Origin of the sequence: Halomicronema sp. CCY15110 (assembly GCF_016888165.1) — a bacterium.
Lineage (GTDB): Bacteria > Cyanobacteriota > Cyanobacteriia > Phormidesmidales > Phormidesmidaceae > Halomicronema.
Genome location: NZ_JACSWC010000429.1, coordinates 21,190 through 38,914, shown reverse-complemented (window position 1 = coordinate 38,914; position 17,725 = coordinate 21,190). Strand labels below are relative to the sequence as shown.

The 17,725-nt window shown below is 56.3% G+C and carries 18 protein-coding genes; 6 read left to right on the top strand and 12 right to left on the bottom strand.

The window, feature by feature from the left end:
* Positions 1-90: 90 nt before the first annotated feature.
* Positions 91-873 (bottom strand): ABC transporter permease, encoded by a 783-nt coding sequence (locus JUK32_RS24340; RefSeq protein ID WP_204141472.1) that lies wholly within the window; start codon positions 871-873, stop codon positions 91-93.
* Positions 873-1,607 carry an ABC-2 family transporter protein gene (locus tag JUK32_RS24335; protein WP_204141471.1) on the bottom strand — a complete coding sequence of 245 codons (735 nt, stop codon included), beginning with the start codon at positions 1,605-1,607 and terminating at the stop codon, positions 873-875. The genes JUK32_RS24340 and JUK32_RS24335 overlap by 1 nt, the downstream gene beginning before the upstream one ends.
* 304 nt (positions 1,608-1,911) lie before the next feature.
* On the opposite strand from JUK32_RS24335, the gene rnc reads away from it, so the two are divergent.
* The 3 genes from rnc to JUK32_RS24320 are packed head-to-tail and all read left to right on the top strand — an operon-like array spanning position 1,912 to position 4,446.
* Positions 1,912-2,637, top strand: coding sequence for a ribonuclease III (gene rnc, locus JUK32_RS24330; protein WP_204141468.1), 726 nt, complete (start codon positions 1,912-1,914; stop codon positions 2,635-2,637).
* A gap of 55 nt (positions 2,638-2,692) precedes the next feature.
* The gene (locus tag JUK32_RS24325) at positions 2,693-3,676 is read left to right on the top strand and encodes an ABC transporter ATP-binding protein (protein ID WP_309224621.1); all 984 of its coding nucleotides are present in this window, start codon (positions 2,693-2,695) and stop codon (positions 3,674-3,676) included.
* Positions 3,673-4,446 carry an ABC transporter permease gene (locus JUK32_RS24320; RefSeq protein ID WP_204141467.1) on the top strand — a complete coding sequence of 258 codons (774 nt, stop codon included), beginning with the start codon at positions 3,673-3,675 and terminating at the stop codon, positions 4,444-4,446. The genes JUK32_RS24325 and JUK32_RS24320 overlap by 4 nt, the downstream gene beginning before the upstream one ends.
* 120 nt (positions 4,447-4,566) lie before the next feature.
* Here the strand turns inward: JUK32_RS24320 and aat are convergent, their stop codons facing one another.
* From aat to JUK32_RS24305, 3 genes are all read right to left on the bottom strand, one after another.
* On the bottom strand, positions 4,567-5,154 hold the full coding sequence (gene aat / locus JUK32_RS24315) for a leucyl/phenylalanyl-tRNA--protein transferase (RefSeq protein WP_204141466.1): 588 nt from the start codon (positions 5,152-5,154) through the stop codon (positions 4,567-4,569).
* Between the two features lie 33 nt (positions 5,155-5,187).
* Entirely contained in the window at positions 5,188-6,132 is a 945-nt protein-coding gene (locus tag JUK32_RS24310; RefSeq protein WP_204141465.1) for a glycosyltransferase, read from the bottom strand.
* A 130-nt stretch (positions 6,133-6,262) separates the two neighbouring features.
* Entirely contained in the window at positions 6,263-7,285 is a 1,023-nt protein-coding gene (locus JUK32_RS24305) for a formamidase (RefSeq protein ID WP_204141464.1), read from the bottom strand.
* 60 nt (positions 7,286-7,345) lie between these two features.
* Between JUK32_RS24305 and JUK32_RS24300 the strand changes: the two genes are divergently transcribed.
* Together JUK32_RS24300 and JUK32_RS24295 are read left to right on the top strand one after the other, a co-directional pair.
* Positions 7,346-7,483 (top strand): hypothetical protein, encoded by a 138-nt coding sequence (locus JUK32_RS24300; protein ID WP_204141463.1) that lies wholly within the window; start codon positions 7,346-7,348, stop codon positions 7,481-7,483.
* A gap of 34 nt (positions 7,484-7,517) precedes the next feature.
* On the top strand, positions 7,518-9,278 hold the full coding sequence (locus JUK32_RS24295) for a peptide ABC transporter substrate-binding protein (protein WP_204141462.1): 1,761 nt from the start codon (positions 7,518-7,520) through the stop codon (positions 9,276-9,278).
* Between the two features lie 182 nt (positions 9,279-9,460).
* Here the strand turns inward: JUK32_RS24295 and JUK32_RS24290 are convergent, their stop codons facing one another.
* A complete protein-coding gene (locus JUK32_RS24290) occupies positions 9,461-10,525 on the bottom strand; it encodes a tetratricopeptide repeat protein (RefSeq protein WP_204141461.1) in 1,065 nt (354 codons plus the stop codon).
* Between the two features lie 242 nt (positions 10,526-10,767).
* Here JUK32_RS24290 and JUK32_RS24285 point away from each other — a divergent pair, with 242 nt between their 5' ends.
* The gene (locus JUK32_RS24285; RefSeq protein ID WP_204141460.1) at positions 10,768-11,052 is read left to right on the top strand and encodes a hypothetical protein; all 285 of its coding nucleotides are present in this window, start codon (positions 10,768-10,770) and stop codon (positions 11,050-11,052) included.
* 9 nt (positions 11,053-11,061) lie between these two features.
* Here JUK32_RS24285 and JUK32_RS24280 read toward each other — a convergent pair whose 3' ends face one another.
* The 6 genes from JUK32_RS24280 to JUK32_RS24255 all read right to left on the bottom strand — a co-directional run bounded on the left by JUK32_RS24280 (position 11,062) and on the right by JUK32_RS24255 (position 17,461).
* Positions 11,062-13,236, bottom strand: coding sequence for a caspase family protein (locus JUK32_RS24280; protein WP_204141459.1), 2,175 nt, complete (start codon positions 13,234-13,236; stop codon positions 11,062-11,064).
* 126 nt (positions 13,237-13,362) lie between these two features.
* Complete coding sequence (locus tag JUK32_RS24275) at positions 13,363-13,737, bottom strand: hypothetical protein (RefSeq protein WP_204141458.1); 375 nt, start codon at positions 13,735-13,737, stop codon at positions 13,363-13,365.
* A gap of 341 nt (positions 13,738-14,078) precedes the next feature.
* Positions 14,079-14,468 carry a hypothetical protein gene (locus JUK32_RS24270; RefSeq protein WP_204141457.1) on the bottom strand — a complete coding sequence of 130 codons (390 nt, stop codon included), beginning with the start codon at positions 14,466-14,468 and terminating at the stop codon, positions 14,079-14,081.
* Between the two features lie 378 nt (positions 14,469-14,846).
* Positions 14,847-15,980 carry a nicotinate mononucleotide-dependent phosphoribosyltransferase CobT gene (cobT, locus tag JUK32_RS24265; RefSeq protein ID WP_204141456.1) on the bottom strand — a complete coding sequence of 378 codons (1,134 nt, stop codon included), beginning with the start codon at positions 15,978-15,980 and terminating at the stop codon, positions 14,847-14,849.
* 11 nt (positions 15,981-15,991) lie between these two features.
* Positions 15,992-16,789 (bottom strand): DUF2232 domain-containing protein, encoded by a 798-nt coding sequence (locus JUK32_RS24260; RefSeq protein ID WP_204141455.1) that lies wholly within the window; start codon positions 16,787-16,789, stop codon positions 15,992-15,994.
* 9 nt (positions 16,790-16,798) lie between these two features.
* Positions 16,799-17,461 carry a Crp/Fnr family transcriptional regulator gene (locus JUK32_RS24255; RefSeq protein ID WP_204141469.1) on the bottom strand — a complete coding sequence of 221 codons (663 nt, stop codon included), beginning with the start codon at positions 17,459-17,461 and terminating at the stop codon, positions 16,799-16,801.
* Between the last annotated feature and the right edge of the window lie 264 nt (positions 17,462-17,725).

Genomic DNA, 17,725 nt, shown 5'->3' with positions numbered 1-17,725 from the left:
CAACCTGCCAGTATCGAGAGTTGAGCGAAGTCGAAACTCGGTTCATGGGGATCTTTTTTTCGCGCAAGTCCCTTATTTGATCCTCAGTCCTTAGCTGGAGGCGCTGGTGTAGAAGCGGAGGGCGAAGCGCCAGAACCACCGGGAAAGTTGCAGGAGGGCGATCGCCAACCCCACCGATCCCAGAATCCAGCCCCATTCCACTCTGCCGAGTAGCGCTTGCGCGGGCACCGTAGTTAGAAATGCCACCGGAATCACAAAGGTCAGGAAGAAACGGTAGGCCACTGGATAGGCGACGACCGGGAAGCGACCGGCCTCTAATAAACCGCGTAGCACTTCAGTCACGTTGTAAATTTTGACGAACCAGATGCTAGTCGCCCCCAACATGAACCACAGGCTGTAGAGGCTCAGAAAGCCAAAGACCAACGTGGGTAAGGCGAGTAAGTAGGCGCTGGGAGCGATGCCCAACTGCGACCCGGCATAGCCGATCATTACCAGGCCAAACAGCAGGTCAGGAATGCCCCAGGGCGAGAGGGTGCGAGTGGACAGCCAAAACTGCGAACTAATAGGCTTGAGCAAGACAAAGTCGAGGGTGCCTTCCTGCACTTGACGCACAATTTTGTTCAGATTCGGTGCCAAAAAGGTGGAAGAGAAGCCCTGCAACAGCGTGAAAATTCCCAAGACGACGAGCGCGGCTTCCCAACTCCAGCCGGGAAACTCATAGCCCGCTCCATAGAAGAGAAAGAGCCCAAATAAGCTGCCCGCTAACCCACCCAAACTACTCAGGGCCGCAATGACAAAGTTGAGCCGATATTCCAGCTCCGCCGCGATCGCGGTACTCCAAAATAGGGTGAGCACTTGCCAATAACGCTGCATCACGCCCCCATGCCCGAATATTGGCGCAAACCACGTTTCCACAACCAACGGTTCAGCACGAGGAAAATTGCGCCCCAGAGCGCGATCGCCAAAAAGCCCCGCACCACATCCGTCTGTCGCCCCAGAAATAAGTTGGCGGGAAAGTAAATCAGGTAGGGAAACGGCGTCCACACAATGACTGCCCGCACCGACTCAGGAAAAACATCCAGCGGCGCAATCATGCCAGACAAGAAAATGTAGAGCAGATACCAAAATTGCTCGATCGCGTTCGCCCGCTCTGTCCAAAAGGAAAACAGCGCAAAGGTGTATTGAATGACGAAGCGCAGACAGAACGCGAGGCTGGTGGCGATGAGTCCCAGCACGATCGCGGCCAGTGACGGTCGCCACAAGGCTTGGGGGTAGAGCAGAAAACACAACCCCAGCAGTCCGACAATAAAGGGCATCCGGGCAAAGCGCTCGGAGACATGACTGACAAAATGTCGCCACACTGGGTCAATCGGCTGCAACAAAAAGGGCGACAGTTTACCTTCCACCACTTCTCGCTCAAACTCCCAAATCACCCAAACAACGGTGAGCTGCCTGACCAAAAAGACGACCAAAAAGTAGCGAATGAACGTGACGGAATCTAAGGCAAACTGGCCCGTCTGCGAGGCTTGGGTCCAAATGCCCAGAAAAATCAGGGGCAGGGTGCCCGATAGCACCCAAAACATTAGCTCAGCGCGGTATTCCACCATGTAGGCGTAATACACCGATAGCAAAACGCGGGATACGGCAAAAACTTGTTGGGCTTTAACGCGTATTGTCTGAGCGGGGGCCACCAAATCACCTGCCAAAATCGTGGAGTCTTTCCCAAAACCCTAACGCTTTCTGGGGGCGATCGCGGCAATTTCGCTGACACCCTGATAACCGACGGCGGCCGTCATGTCGCTTTTCAAGGCTAGCGACTAGAAGCGCGATCGCGCCCCTCCATGAACCCAGGAATCAACTATGCTGGAAAATCCTGCTGTTGGCACTACCGGCCTCTGGCCCGAGTGAATTATGAGTGAGTCACTACCCCCACCGCCGTCCCTCAAGCGATGTGTCGAGAAATTGGGTTTACCCACCGAGTCGGTGAATTGGGATTTGCTCGATCAGGCCCTCGTTCACGCTTCGGCATCGGGCGATCGCAACAACGAGCAGTTGGAATTTTTTGGGGACTCGGTCCTGCGCCTAGCCGCGGCAGAATTTCTGATGGAGCACTATCCCCAAGCGACCGTAGGGGAACTCACCCGCGTGCGATCGCAGCTCGTGAGTGACCAAATGCTGGCCGAAATTGCTGAAAATATTGGCATTGAACAATTCTTGCAAACCTCTAGTGCGGCGGCGGGCGATCGCGCCGCTCGCCCCCGCCGTTTAGCCGATGCCGTCGAAGCCATCTTGGCCGTGCTGTATCTCAGCCGAGGCCATTTGCAGCTGGTGCGGCCCTGGTTGGATCCGCATTTGGCGACATCAGCCCAGCAGCTCATGGAAAATCCGGCCATGCGCAACCCGAAAACGGCCCTGCAAGAGCTGACGCAAAAGCATTACAGAACCTTGCCCGACTACCGCACCGAAGAAATTAGTACGCAGCACGGCGATCCGCAACGGTTTCGCGCCGATGTGCGACTGGGCGATCGCTGGCTCGGCTCCGGGGTCGGGGCCTCTCGCAAGGATGCTGAAAAAGCGGCAGCCAGCCAAGGTTATCGGGCCTTGTTAGCCAGTATCACCACAGAAACTCAGCACTAAACATTAAGATAGGTAAAGACTGAAGTCTTTGCCCTTTTAAGAGCATCGTTGAATTGTGCAACTTGCAAATCGTCCGACTGCTGAGCGTCCTGCTGCTGTCACCCCTGACAACATTGTTTTAGCGACTCAAGGACTGACCAAAACCTATGGCCGCGGCAAGCAGCGCTTTGAGGCGGTGCGCCAGGTCTCACTGACGCTGCACCGAGGCGAAGTGCTCGCCTTTTTGGGGCCGAATGGGGCTGGCAAAACCACCACGATCAAAATGATTGCGGGCTTGGTAAGGCCCGATCGCGGCCAGGTCACCATTGCGGGAGAAGATCCCCACCGCCATGCCCGCGCCCTGCGCAACATCGGTGCGGTGTTGGAAGGCAACCGCAACCTCTATTGGCGACTCACCCCCGAAGAAAATTTAGAATATTTTGGGGTGCTGCGGCAGGTGCCTCGCAAGGTGGCCCACCGTCGCGGCTTGGAGCTGCTCGATCGCTTTGAACTATTGGACAAGCGCGATACGCCGGTGCAAAAGCTGTCGCGGGGAATGCAGCAAAAGTTGGCGATCGCCGTGGCCCTCATCCACAACCCTCAACTGCTGCTGCTGGACGAACCCACCCTGGGGCTAGATGTGGAAGCCGGGGAAACGGTGAAAGCCCTGGTGCGCCAAATTGCTCAGGAAGGCCGCGCCATCTTGCTCACCACCCACCAGTTGGACGTGGCGGAAGAACTGTCCGATCGCGTGGCCATCATCCGTCGCGGCCAAATTATTGCGGAACAGTCCACCGAGTCGCTGCTCCAGGAATTTTCCAACTCCACCTATCAGATCGAAATCGAAGGCACCTTATCCCCTGCCCAACAGCATCAGGTCTCTCAGCTCGGCGCGATCGTTGATGGCAGTCACATCACCTATGCCGACGACCACCATCAGCTTTATGCGTTACTCGCGGCCTTGCAACCGTTGCCGATTGTCTCGGTGCAGCGCGATCGCGCTGACCTGACTCAAGTCTTTCTCAAGCTCGTCAAAGATACCCAGGATGCCGACTCATGATTGATTTACTCCATGTGGAACTGAAGCGCACCTGGATTCAGTTCATTCGGTATCCAGCCGAAGTGATTGCCGGATTGATCATCACCACATCGGTGTTTTACGGTCTGTTTTTGAGTGCGCGCTACATGGCTGGCCCCAGTTTTGCCTTTGGCGATCGCCTCGATGCCGTCGTCGTGGGCTATGTGCTGTGGTCACTAAACCTGTACATCATCAACGACATTGCGATCGGTCTCCAGTCGGAAGCGCAGACGGGCACGCTGGAGCAGGTTTTCCTTTCGCCATGGGGGTCACCGCGCGTATTTTTCGCTCGGGCCGTCGCTAGTTTGGCCCTGCGGTTTACCCTCATCTCTGGGATTGTCCTGATCTTGATGGCGATTTCCGGCAGTCGCCTCTCGTTTCCCCCCGTGTTGCTCTTGCCCTTTCTCACCCTGGTCATGGCGGGATATGGCTTCGCCTTCATGATGGGAGCCTGTGCGCTGGTGTTCAAGCGAGTCCAGCAGATTTTGGGAATTTTTCAGTTTCTTTTACTGTTCTTGCTGGCGGCCCCGTTCGAGCAATCCACGGGTGTCATGCAGTATCTCCGCTTTTTCTTGCCGATGATTCCCAGCACGGGGTTGTTGCGCGACCTGATGGCCAGAGATTTGCCGCTCGATTGGTTGACCTTTGGGCTGGCTCTGTTGAATGGTTTGGCTTACCTGGGACTAGGGCTGTTGGTGTTTAACTGGGCTGAGAAGATGGCGAAAAAACGCGGTTCCCTCGGCGGATATTAAAGCACCAGCTACATTCCGTCGGAGCGAGGCATTCTCGAAATAACGTTTTGGGAAGGCCCAATATGATTCATCGAGAATGCCTCGTCCCTACCCACAGATTTGTCCACCCCATACCCTTCTCTAAACAAAGGTGCAGGGCATGGATAATGCCTGTTTCAGCAGTTTGCGATAGTCCCGATTAGAGACGATATAAGCGCCAAATCGCTCCAGATGGGGATTCATCATTTGTGCGTCGAAAAAGAGGTATTGGCGCGATCGCAGATGCTCCACCAGCTTCACCATCGCCACTTTTGAGCCTTCGGGAATACGATAGAACATCGACTCGCCCACGAAGCTGCCGCCGATGGTGAGTCCTAAAATGCCCCCAGCCAACTCGTCGCCCTGCCAGGTTTCAAAACTGTGGGCCCAGCCTGCCTGATGTAGTTCCCAGTAAATTTCTTTCAGGTCGTCCGAAATCCAGGTGGTGTCGCGATCGGCGCAGCCCTCCACCACCGAGAGAAAGTCCCGACTGATTGCGGTTTCAAATCGGTCTTGGTTGAGGACGCGACGGAGGGATTTGGGATAGCGAAAGCGATCGTCCAAAGGAATCAACGTGCGTTGGCGACTGGAATACCACCCGAGGCCCTGACCATCGTCGTCAGACATCAGGAAATAGCCTTTGGCGTAGCCTTCGATAATGGCAGTGATGTTGTACTGAGAAGGAATCACAATCGCGTTCGCACAGGTCAGTTATCCAGCGGCTTAAGCACCCTGCTGCTCCATTTCAGCATAGGCAGCATACACGCCTTGCACGTTATACCAATTCAGGAACACCCGCGCCACTTCGAGGGCCAATTGCGGTCGTCCCGAGTCGATCAGCCACTGCAACAGCGGGGCCAAGGTCTGTTCATTCAACCGGCCACCCAATGACAGGACGCCCCACAGCACTCGATGCAGCCACGTCATCTGAATCATCAGGCGCACATCCCAGGTGGGATGCTTTTGGTAAAACAAAACCCCCATGCGCCCCCGCTGCATTTCTTGCTCAATCAGGCGGGGCACCTGGTCGAGAGCGAAGGGGGGATGCCAGTGATATCCCACTGCTTCAGGGACTTTGACCAAAGATAGACCTAATTTTTTGAGCCGCACCCCCAGTTCCAAATCTTCCCAACCATAGAGTTGAAACTGGGTATCGAACAGGCCCGCTTCCTCTAGCCAGTGTTTAGCGATCGCCACATTACCCGTCGCAAAAAACGCCTGGGAATAATCCGTCACTTTGAACGGCTCTGAGGTGGGATCGTCAAAGTTGCAGGTATTGACCACGCGCCCGTAGGTGAAAACGCGATCGCTGCCCTTCTCCTCGTACGCCTTTTTCAACGCCGTGCCGTGGTGGTGCAAGAAATCGGGCAGCACCACTAAGTCGCTGTCGATAAAAATAATGGTGTCGCCCTTTGCTTCCGTGACGCCAAAGTTGCGGGCGATCGCGGGGCCTTTGTGGTCTTGCTCAAACAGCCGCACATGGGGAAATTCCACCGCACTTTCCTGGAGCCAAGCGACCGTACCGTCGGTGGAACCGTCATCCACAATCACGATTTCGTAATCGGCCACCGGGCTATCAGCAGGCAACTGCTGCTGCTCCATCGCCCGCAGACACTTGGCTAAAATCGGTTGGCGGTTGTATGTGGGAATGACAACGCTGATGAACACAGCACACCTCAAAGCGGCTATCCAATCCTACTGTAGCGATACCGCCCTGCCCTAGTTGAGAAAACCGGACAGCTTTACGAGTAGATAGCGCTTTGAGGTGAGTATTTTAGGCCTACTGCAACACAGTGACTTAAACCTTGCTGGGCAAGGTCGGCATTTCTTCGCCCTGATACTCTCGCGTGGGGGCATCAAAGCCGCAGGAGGTGCCATCGGTATGTACTACTTCATCTTCCCAAGGCAGGCGATAGTTGCCGTCCACCATATCTTTCATATAGGTGTAGGGGCAGTCTTGGGCACCGCCCTTTACCGCGACGTAACCGCGATGGCCGAACTGGTAGATATTGTTCTCAACGCCCCAGTATTGGCGAGCTTCGCGCACCAGGTCGGGACGCACTTCGGCGGTGATGATTTCATCGGGCCGGTGGCTGCCCATCACCAACGGTTCCCCATCAAAGTTGACGATCATGCCCTCACCCATCGAGTCAAAGGTGCCATCGGTGCCGCACATGCAGACCGAAGCCGTGACCATGAGGTTACTGAAGGCATTCGCCTGGTTAGTGATGCGCCAGGAATGACGAATTGGCGCAGTATAGCCAGCGGTACGGATCATGATTTCGGCCCCTTTGTAGGCACATTCCCGCGCCATTTCGGAGAACATGCCGTCGTGGCAGATGATCAGCGCCAGGGTGCTGCCGTTGGGGCCTTCGCAGACGGGGATGCCGATGTTGCCGGGTTCCCAGGGTTCGACGGGCACCCAGGGGTGCAGCTTGCGATAGTAAAGTTTGAGCTCCCCTTGGTCGTCGATGATCAGGCCGCTGTTGTAAGGGTTGCCCTTGGGGTTAAATTCCATGATGGAAAAGCAGCCCCAGATGGCGTTGTCAATGCAGGCTTGGCGCAGGGCGGCGACTTCTGGCCCGTCGAGGCGACACATAATGTCGGGGTTGGTATCCATCGACAACCCGTGCAGCGAGTATTCGGGAAAAACCACCAGATCCATCGTGGGCATATTGCGACGAGCTTTGCCGACCATGTCAACGATGCGCTGGGTTTGGGCGGCCAGGTCTTCCGGGGTCACGACGTTGGGCAACTGCGCCTGCACCATGCCTAAAACCACGCCATTGGGAGTTTTATTCAGTCCACCAAGTCCACTCATGGCAATCTTTAACAAATATTAGGAACACACTTACTGTGCCACTGCGGGGAGCGCTATTTTGTGGCGATCGCTGCAACGTCGCCCTCAATTTGGGAGCAGCGTGAGAGCTCCATCGCCCTCTGCCAACATCGGCCGCCCCCGACCGAAACGCCCACCGAAAAAATCAGCACATGCCGCAATCAGGGCTGCGATCGCTAGGATAGGATCGCAATTCGTAACAGTGGATACGTCAATGACCGAGCAGCGTCGATATCTAGCAGGGGTGGCAGCGGGTTGTGTCCTGCTGGGGGCAGCGATCTCCGGGGGGTGCAGTCAGCCGCCGATCGCGGATACGGGTAACGAGTCGGCGACGGCAGCGGTAGCGCCCCGCGATCGCCAGACCTTGCGTCTGCTCTATAGCCGCGTCCCGACCACCCTCAATCCTCACTTGGCGACCGGCATCCAAGATTTTGAAGCGGGGCGCATTGTCCTGGAACCCCTGGCAACCGCTAATGAGCGGGGGGAGTTGGTGCCCATTTTGGCGGCAAAAATTCCCTCAGAAGAGAATGACGGCGTGGCTGCCGACGGGCGATCGGTGACCTGGCAACTCCAGCCAGATGTCGTGTGGTCAGACGGCGAACCTTTCACCGCCGAAGATGTCGTCTTCACCTTTGATTTTGTCAGCAATCCACAAGTGGGAGCCGCGACCGCCCAGTATTACGAAGGGGTGGAGTCGGTCGAAGCGCTGGACGAGCAGACGGTTAAAATCAATTTCACCGATGTCACTGCCGCCTGGCAAATCCCTTTTACGGGACAAACGGGCGTCATTTTGCCAAAACATATTTTTGAGGCGGCCAATGGTGCGGACGCGCGGAGTGCCGACGCGAATCTGGCCCCCATCGGCACTGGCCCGTATCAGGTCAGCGACTCGCAACCCGGCAGCATCACCTTTGTCCCCAACCCTAACTATCGCGGCGACCCGCCAGCCTTCAAGACGGTGGAATTTGTCGGTGGCTTGGCCCCCTATGCCGCCGCGCGGGAAGTCTTGAGCACCGGAGAAGCTGACTTTGCCCACAATCTGCAAGTGGAGGTCGAGTTACTCCAAGATTTGCAGCAGGATGGCCAGGGGGTGGTGGATACCGTGTTTGGCGGACTGGTGGAGCGCATTATGCTCAACCCCACCGATCCCTTTGCCGAGACCGAAGCTGGCGAACGCTCCAGCTTGCAGGCTCCCCATCCATTTTTGAGTGATGTGCAGGTGCGGCAGGCGATCGCCTACGCCATCGATCGCGACACCATTACCGAAGAGCTTTACGGGTTTACGGGTCGCCCGACCGCTCAGCTGCTAGTCGCGCCCCGCCCCTTTGCCAGTCCCGGCACGGTGCCCTACGAGTATGATTTGGCGCGGGCCGCCGACTTGCTCGATGCCGCTGGTTGGACGGATACCGACGGCGATGGGGTGCGAGATCGCGATGGGCAACCCATGGAGCTGGTCTTTCAGACCTCGGTGAATCCGGTGCGGCAAAAGACCCAAACCCTCATTGCTGAAAGCCTGGAAGAGTTGGGCATCGACGTGGATATTAAACGGGTGCGGGTGGATGATTTCTTTTCGGGGGATCCGGAGCAGACCAACAGCATCAATCATTTCTACGCGGACATGCAGGCGTACACCACTGGCAACGATCACCCCGACCCGACCATTTATCTGGGCTGGTGGACCTGTGACCAGATTGCCACCCAAGCGAATCAGTGGCAAAAGCCAAATAACGCCCGCTACTGCAATCCCGAGTACGATGCCTTGTTCGCCACGGCGAAGCAGGAGCTCAATCTCGAAAAACGGGCCGCCCTCTTTCAAGAACTGGATGCATTACTGGCGGCAGATGTGGCGGTGATTCCCATCGTGCATCGGGCGATCGCCAATGGCGTGAGCAAAACGCTGACGGGCGTCAACCCGACTCCCTGGGATGCCAGCACGTGGAACATCGGCGACTGGCAGCGCCAAGCTGCTGAATAAGGGATGAGCGGGAAAATACCATTCCGGTTGAGGACAGTGGATGGGTAGGTGAGTTGGTGGGTGGATGGGTAAGTGGAGGATGAGGTGTTGGGACGTTGATGGTGAGCCCTTTCCTAACCTCAAGCATCGGCTAGCGATTCAGTTGCCGGTAGGGACGAGTTGCCCCGGTTTGTCCCTGAGACCTAGCTGGCATTTGCGGCGGGTAAAAAGTACTGGCCTAGCCCTTGCAAAATCGGATCGCGTTGCGCTTTGAGCAAGTATTGAGTATCGAGCGATAGCGCCCGCCGCAAATGCTCAGCGGCCCAGTCATCGCGTCCAAGGGCGGCATAGCAACTCGCTTGGTGAAAGAACGCGAGGGGATGACTCGGGGACAGCGCCAACGCTTTATCAAACGCCGCGATCGCGGCCTCTGGTTCCGACAGATGGCGTAATACTAACCCCAGGGCGAGCCAGCCATCGGGGTTATCTGCCCGGCGCATCAGCACTTCTCGAAAGATTTGATGGGCTTCCGATAATCGTTTTAACCGGGTGAGCACCATGCCTCGGTGAAACCAGAAATCGACATTGCAGGGATCGAGTTCACAAGCTTGTTCTAAGTAATACAGCGCCTCGTTATGGTCGCCGCGCTGGTCTAATAAATAGGCATAACATTGAAATAAGCGGTCATTTTGGAACCCTTTGGTAATCCAGGGTTGTAAATACGCGAGGGCTTGACTCTTTTGCTGGTTGTCAATCAGGGCATAAGCCAGCGAAATATGAATTTCGGGACTATTGGGTTCGTTGGCGATCGCCATCTTAAATAACTCGATCGCTGGAGCCAGTTGCCCCAACTGATAAGTCGCTAAACCCTTGCCGTACCACAGGCGAGCATCCGTCGGCGCTAGCGCCAGAGCGTGATCATAACTTTCGATCGCTTTGACATATTCTTTTTGGTGATAGAGCACCCGACCGCGCCGTCGCCACACATTGGCGTAATCAGGAGCCAAATCGAGCGCCCGGTCATAGGCGTAAACGGCATCGGTTAGTTGTCCGGTGGCCGCCAGCGTACTGGCATAGTTGCACCATACCCGAGGATTATCGGGATCTAAGTTGAGCGCCTGTTGAAAACTCATGATGGCTTCTGGATAGCGCTGCAACTGCGCCAGGCAAAAGCTGCGCTGTTGCCAAATCTCGGCGGTGTTCTGGCCTTGCTCCAGCTCAGCGTCACACTCTGCGAGCCATTGCTCAAGATCAGCGGTTGACTTCATATTTCCAGACTTAATAGGACTCGATTTGGGATGGCCTGACCGAGCCGACAGTGCAGAACCGTCACCCGTTAAAGTTTGTCAGTTCTGATTAGAGTCATCGACAGTCAGCATTCACTCCAATGGCTGAGTATAACCGTCAGTTCAAGACCGGTTAAGACCATCCGGTAAACCACACGCGCCATCCGTAAAAGCAGATATTCCACTTGCAGGAGAATGAACGACTTTTATTTTGCCGCGCTGAAATGACTCTAGCGGTGGATGCGATCGCCCTTAACCATCTCTTCTTGAATCAGGTCGCCAAGACCGGACGTTCAGAAGAGAATCCAGTCCGTGAAAACACTGAAATATCGGCGATTCGGGCAACGACATTCGCTGGTAAAAACTTGATGGGGAGATCACCGTATCTTCACACCAACACCGGCCTTAGAGCGCTAAAGAACGCGGTCAAAGCTAATCCCAACGACCCAGCCACCCAATTACCCAGCCACTGTCCTCAACCAGAATGTGATGTGCTCACCAATCCTTGAGCGCTCTGGCTAAATCGTGTCAAAGGTGATGGAGAGCGCCGCGAGTTGCGAGACATTGATCGATCGCGTGGTGGCGTTGCCGGTGCCCCGCGTCCCATCACTGATATCGGCCAATAAGCCATCAATGACTTCATTGGGATCTTCGATACCAACGGGACCACGGGATACGCCAACATTGTTCGCGATCGCCTGTAATCCTTGCAGCGCGTTATTCAGCGGATTCGTGCTCGCCACCACTAACACCTCGGTCGTGCCGATCGGGGCTTGCGCTACCAGGCGAAAGCTGTCGCTGGGCTTGGGCAATTGCAACGTTGTTCTGGCGGGTAGCAGCGTGGCCGCGATCGAGGCCGTCCACTGGTTAGGAAAAATGACCGACATAATCCCCTCGGCATCAATCACCAACACGCTCAAGTACAAGTCTTGATCTTCTTGGTTTTGAATCTCGAACCGCAGTCCCTGCCCGATCGCAATTTGCGGCACGGTGGGCCGGGGTTCAGGAGCCGCATTCGCGCCGCGCACTGCCACGACCTTGCCGAGAATTTGATTGCCCGTTTCATCAAACATCGCCACGTTGAGATTGAGGCGAGAGGTGCCTGGATTTAACGCCAGTTTGACCGTGCGCGCCGCCAGCAACAACCGCAGTTTGGGCCGCAATCGCTCAATGGCCGCCGTGATCGATTCTCCGGCATTGCCATAGGCGTTGGGCACCAAATCCAAACCTTGGGAAAATAACCCGATCGCGCCCTCAGCCGGTAGGTGAGGCTGCCCCGCGAGTTCCTGCCGATTGGCGGCGGTCATGCGCCCGAAAATATAGTGCACCTCGTCCCCCCCCAGGGCCAGGGCTTCGACCCCAGGAATCGTTTCTAAGGCTGCGCGGGCACGGTTGGCCTCAGCTCCTAAAGATTCGTCTAAGCCAATGCGTAATTTGACATCGGTGGGAATGCCGCGCACCTGCTCTTGCAGCAGTGAGCCAGACGGCAAACTATCCGCATCCATCAACCGCCCGCGCCCGGTCAGGCCGCTGCGGGTCGTGAGTTGCACCAGGCCCCGCGCTTGTCCCCGAGCATCCACACTGGAGAGCACAGCGCCCGCGTCAAAGGCTTCCAAACTGTTGGGATCGACGCCGCCCAGCCACATTTCGACTTCACCACCCGCGATGTTGGTCACGACGGCTTCGGCTGGGGTGGCGATTTTGGGGACAAAATACAGGGGCTGATTGTCAAAGTTGCTGCCGGGTTGCGTCTCGAACTGCGGTTCTTGATTGCTAAACGATAGCTCGGTGGTGGTGCGGGCCACGTTGGCGATCGCTCCGGTCAAAGGCGATTCTCCCGTTTGCTGCCACAGATACTGGGTGAGCACAAAGGTGAAAGCGCCCGCGTAAAAATCATCGAAGGGGGCGTCGGCGGCATACTGCTCGCGCCGGGTTGAGGCGATCGCGGCCCCTTTGGCAATGCCCGCCCGCCGCCGCTGAATGAAGTCTGCCTGACTCAAATCAAGGCGTGATCGCCAGTCCGCCTGATAGGCCAGCTCCGAATCACTCATGGTGAGGCCGCTGCCCCCCGCCCGCGATCGAATAGTCAAGTTACCGCGCTTGGCCCCACCGGAATGGCAACTGTCCAGCACCACCGTGTAGTTTTCCGTCGGCATGGCGCTGCCCAGCAGAAACATCGTGTGTCCAGTAATGTCGTTCACTGGCCCACCCTCTCGGGGAAACCCTGCTGGCAGGGGACTATCGACTGGCACAAGGGTGCTGTTGAGGCCATCTTCAAAGTCTTGATCAGGGTCGAGTACGCGGGAGCCGTGGCCCGAAAAGTGGAACACGACGACATCGCCGGGTTGGGCCTGTTTGATCAGATGTTCTTCGTAGGCAGTGAGAATATTCTCACGGGTGGCCTGTTGATCCGTCAGTTTGACAATGTCGCGCGGGTTGAAGCCAAAGCGATGTACCAGGAGGAAATATTGCAGCTCGACATCATTAACGCAGCCATTTAAGGGGGCAAAGCGGCTCTCCTGCGGATAGTCATTGATGCCGACCAATAGCGCCAGTTTTCGCGGAGTCGACTGCGCCCAAGCGCGACCGTAGCGATCGCCCTGCCGCATCACGTCTATTTGCGACCAGCCCAGCGCCGCTAAGGTTGCCCCCGTCGTTTGCAAAAAATGCCGCCGCGAAAATCCCCGTGACATAGCTCATTCCTCTGACGCAAGTGTCAACCGATCCCAGCATTCGCTGTGATCAAGCCTACAGTCGTGCGTGTCAGCAATCCTGAAAGGGCTAATGATGTTTACAGTGAAGGCAACACCATGATCGGGCTATGGACATTGCAACAGACGGGCATCAGGATACTGAGCCATTAAGTCGGTTTGCCGCTCTGGACTCGATTGGCCGTAAGTATTGAGACTGCGAAAAGCTTCTGGGGCGAGTGGTTCGGTGGTTTCTTCGCCCAGGTCACTGAAGAGGATGACGGCCTCTAAATTGATGTGTCCGCGCTGGTCTTGCTGATAAAGCTCTTGATAAGTGTCAGCCACGACGGCCCAGGCAGTGGGTTCGCAGTAGCTGCGATCGACCAGTAAGACGACATCGGGCGCGGCAAAGACGACCCGAATGGCGATCGCCGCGATCGCAAAGGCCGCCCAGCCCAACCCCACAATTTTGATCAGCGCTTTGTTGAGTTGATTCGATGCCATCTGTGCCGTCCCGTTTACCTGGCTTTATTCTACGCGGTGACTTCAGGGTCATGGTGACCTGGACGGTGATCATCAAGTTCGGTGTAAGCAGATAGGCAAAATCATTTCACAAACGGGTTTCGACTCCGCTCAACCCTTAACTTCTGACCTGCCAAGCAATATCGCTGATTGAGCGGAGTCGAAATCAGCCACCAGGCTATCGTTGTAATTAGGCCGAGCTACTTATCCGGTTCATTCGCTGCCATGGATGGCTTGCAATCACCCCAAAAAACCGTCCCACTTTCATAAAGAAAATGGGACGGTGGGGAAGAGAGACAAACCGACTGCCACGTCAAAACCTTTTAGGCGAGGGTCTCCGGGCAGTACCCCAATCCCATCACAAACTGATTACGGAACGCTTCAATTTCTGCTCGCTCCGGCTTGCCGTGGGAAACGACCGCGACTTGATAGCGACGCATGACATCAACAGGGGATTGGCCCGTTTCAAGTGCCCACAGCGCCATGCGGAGGCGAATATTGGGCTCGTGGGGAATGCCCAGTTCATTCAAATAAGCGCGGAAATCTTCAGCGGTGGACTCTTCGATGATGTCGTCCATTCTGACTTTAATAACCCAACCGTCAATTTGATGAATTACGGTAATCCAGGAAAGAGGCAGATCGGCCTTTTGCAGCAGGTGTTCGACAACTCGAAGGGTTAAGCTGGCGTTTGCGAGGTGATAGATGAAGTCCATCTTAGATACCCTCCGGTGGGGTGCGTATGTCTGTGGTGGGTGCGTATGTCTTTATTCTCGTGATTACCATCCGCTTTGGACACTGGGAAACTCCGCGCATTACCGTGGGGGTTCTACCCAATTCCGCGAAATCGATAGGAAACTGTCACGGGGATAAGCCGGCTGCAGGGATCGGCGAGACGGTGACATTCTGATCCCGTAGTGGAGTGGATGGGTGGGTGGATGCGTAGGTGAGGGATTAGCCCTTTGATTCTGGGCGGGTCTCTCAGTGCCGGACACAGGATGCGTTTGAAAATAAAAGACCTGGGAATCGAGTTTCGACTGGGTTGCTCAGGGATCGCCTTTAGCGCCAGATCTCTATAGTGCGCGAGCAGGCGGTCAAGACGGGACGGGAGCAGGTTGCTGCTGCTGTTGCAATTGTTCGTACTGAGATTCGATGATGTGCAAGAGCTGTGGCTGCTGCCAGTGCTGATACAGATGAGCGGCGATCGCACACCCACCAGCGGCAACGCCTTCCTTCACAAACCCGGCTTCGTACCGTCGCAGGGCCTCATAGCGTGAGGTCGCAAACGACAGCTCCGTCGCGATTAACGGCACATCACCCACCAGTTCTGCTACGCCAACGGTATCGCAGGTGGGATCTTCAGCGACCCAGCGAGTGGTGCCCACAACCACCCTTTCCGGTTGCCATGACAGCCGATAGGCTCGGGCCAGCGATCGCGCCAGGGCATACACAGCGAGCATCTGCGTGCCCCCGGCCAGCATCACCCCACCGTGGCAACTGGCCCCAATGGCCATCGCAGCAACGACCACTTGCATCGGGTCGCCGACGGCGGCCACCAGGGCCAGGGGGGACACTGCTGTGGCGTCTGTGGCGATCGCGGCGCGCCAGCGGGCGAGCCCCTGGTTAGCGATCGCCTGTTTTTGGGCGTGATTGCAGGTGACATGGCTACTACCCATTTTGTCGGTGATGGGCAAGCCTAGTCCCAGCAATACAGCCAACGCCGTCGTGGTGCCCCCCACCACACATTCCCCCAAAATCACATAGTCCGAATCGACCTGGTTGCCCAAATGATGGCCCCAGGCCAGCCCTTGCCGAAACAGCCGTTCGACTACGGCGAGCGGTAGCGCTTGGCCGCTACTCACGCAGGCGGCGGGCTGTCCCGGCAACTCAATGTGGGGTACCGATGGCGCTACGGGCAACCCGGCGTCAAAAATCATCACTGGGATGAGCTGCGCCGCCACAATGGCACGGGCAATGAGCACTGGTGATACGCCCTCAAGGAGCGGTGGTAGGGGATATTGGGCAGGTGCTTTGAGCCCTTGCCATAAAAACTCGGCATCGGCGATCGCGGTGAAGCGGCGATCGTCAGGGGTCGCTCCGGCGGCGGAAATACCCGGTATCAGACCCGTTTCGGTAAAGCCCAACACACAAGCTAGCCGGGGACGATGCCCACGATAGCGCCGCAACCAGCGTTGTCCCTGGGGGGTTTGGGTGTAGATACGATTCATCGGAGCAGCCCCTAAGTTTCGAGTAATCGCTGCACCCAGGGTGGCGGTGAAGGCATTTTTTCGCCCAAGCGTTCGAGCAATAGCCAAGATGCCAAATGCACTGTGAACAGGTAGACCAGGGAACTGACGATGACAATCAGCAAGGCGACTAACTGCACCAGAGTCATATTCGATTGACTCAGGCTGCCCACTGACAATAGACCAAAGCTCACCAGGCGAGATAACACCCAGTTAATCATCTGGGTTGCTTGGTTAATGAGATAGACCCACAGGTCTTCGCCCAGCATGAGGGAAAGCAGCCACAGTCGCACAAAAAAGCCCAAGCTATTCAGGATCGTGCCGATACCAATAGAGATATACCAAGAGGCCCCACGATACCAGAGCCACCCCAGCTGTACGCCGAGTAAACCGTAGGGCATGAGGTAGAGCAAACTGCGGGGAGGCCCCATGAGCACAGCGAGCAGCATGGTGGAAACGAGGGCTGCCATCCAAGCGGCGCGGTGGCCCCAGCGCAAGTACACCAGCGCAATGGGCAGGGGAAAAACAATCCGGAGCAGCGGTCCCGGCGGAAAGTAGGCATTCACCAACCAGATCAGGCTGGCCGCACTGGCAAGAAACGCTGTTTCGACCATGGCGGCAGGGCCAACGGTGGGTCGCCGGAGCGGCCGATCGCTCTCCCCCTGGGCGGTGGGTCGATAGTCGAGATAAGATTCAACCGCGTCAAACTCATCAGGATGTGGCGGCGGTGCGGGGTCGCCCCATTGAGGATTCGCGGGATCGGGAGTTGCGTCTGAAGCCGACTCAGCCATGCCAAAAAGTTATACCAAGAGCTTTTCCAGAGCCACGATATCAGGGATGCGCATGATATCGCGATCGCGTTTTAACAGGTCTTTCTTTTCTAGCTTATTCAATACGCGAGTCACGGTTTCTCGCGCCAAGCCGCTGAGGCTACTGAGCTCGCGATGGGGCAAGTTGGGAATTTCAGTGCCGGTGGGCGACACCACCCCCTGACCATCCGCCAAGAACAACAAAATGTCGATGACGCGAGAAGTGCTGTCGGATTCGCGCAAGCGCAACCGCCGATTGACTTGCCGCAGGCGACGCGCCATTAACTGCGATAACCGAATGCCCGCCTGGGGCTCAGTCTGGATCAGTTGCACAAAATCTTGGGCGGGGAGGTTGCAGATCACCGTGGGCACCAGGGTCATCACATCGGTCGAGCGGGGCACCTCGTCTAACGGAGCCATTTCGCCAAAGAGTTCCCCCTTGCCCAAGATGTTGAGGGTAATTTCTTTGCCATCCAAGTTGTAAGTGCGGATTTTGACCCAGCCTTCCAAAATGAAGTAGACAGAACTGCCCCAGTCATTTTCTAACAACAGGACTTGATTAGCGGGATGACGACGCGTGACCGCCTGGGCGGTTGCCTGCTGCACAGCGGCTGCGGGTAAACCGGCAAAAAGGGCGTGGTGCTGAGCGCTGATCCGGCAGCATCATGGTCACGGGCTCCATAGCGACTGCTATCCATGAAACTTGACTATCCACGATAGAGTGATACGATTTCCATCCAAACTCCTGGCTTGGTCGAGGCAATGAAGATTGAAGTCTGACCCGTAATGATGCCTTGATGAAACGTTGCACTTAGCGACAAGCCGCGATCGCCCACTCAATACATCACATAAATCAAAGCCTATCTAACTTGCCTTGGGCTAGTATTCTCCCATAGTCCACCTAAAATATCACTCACA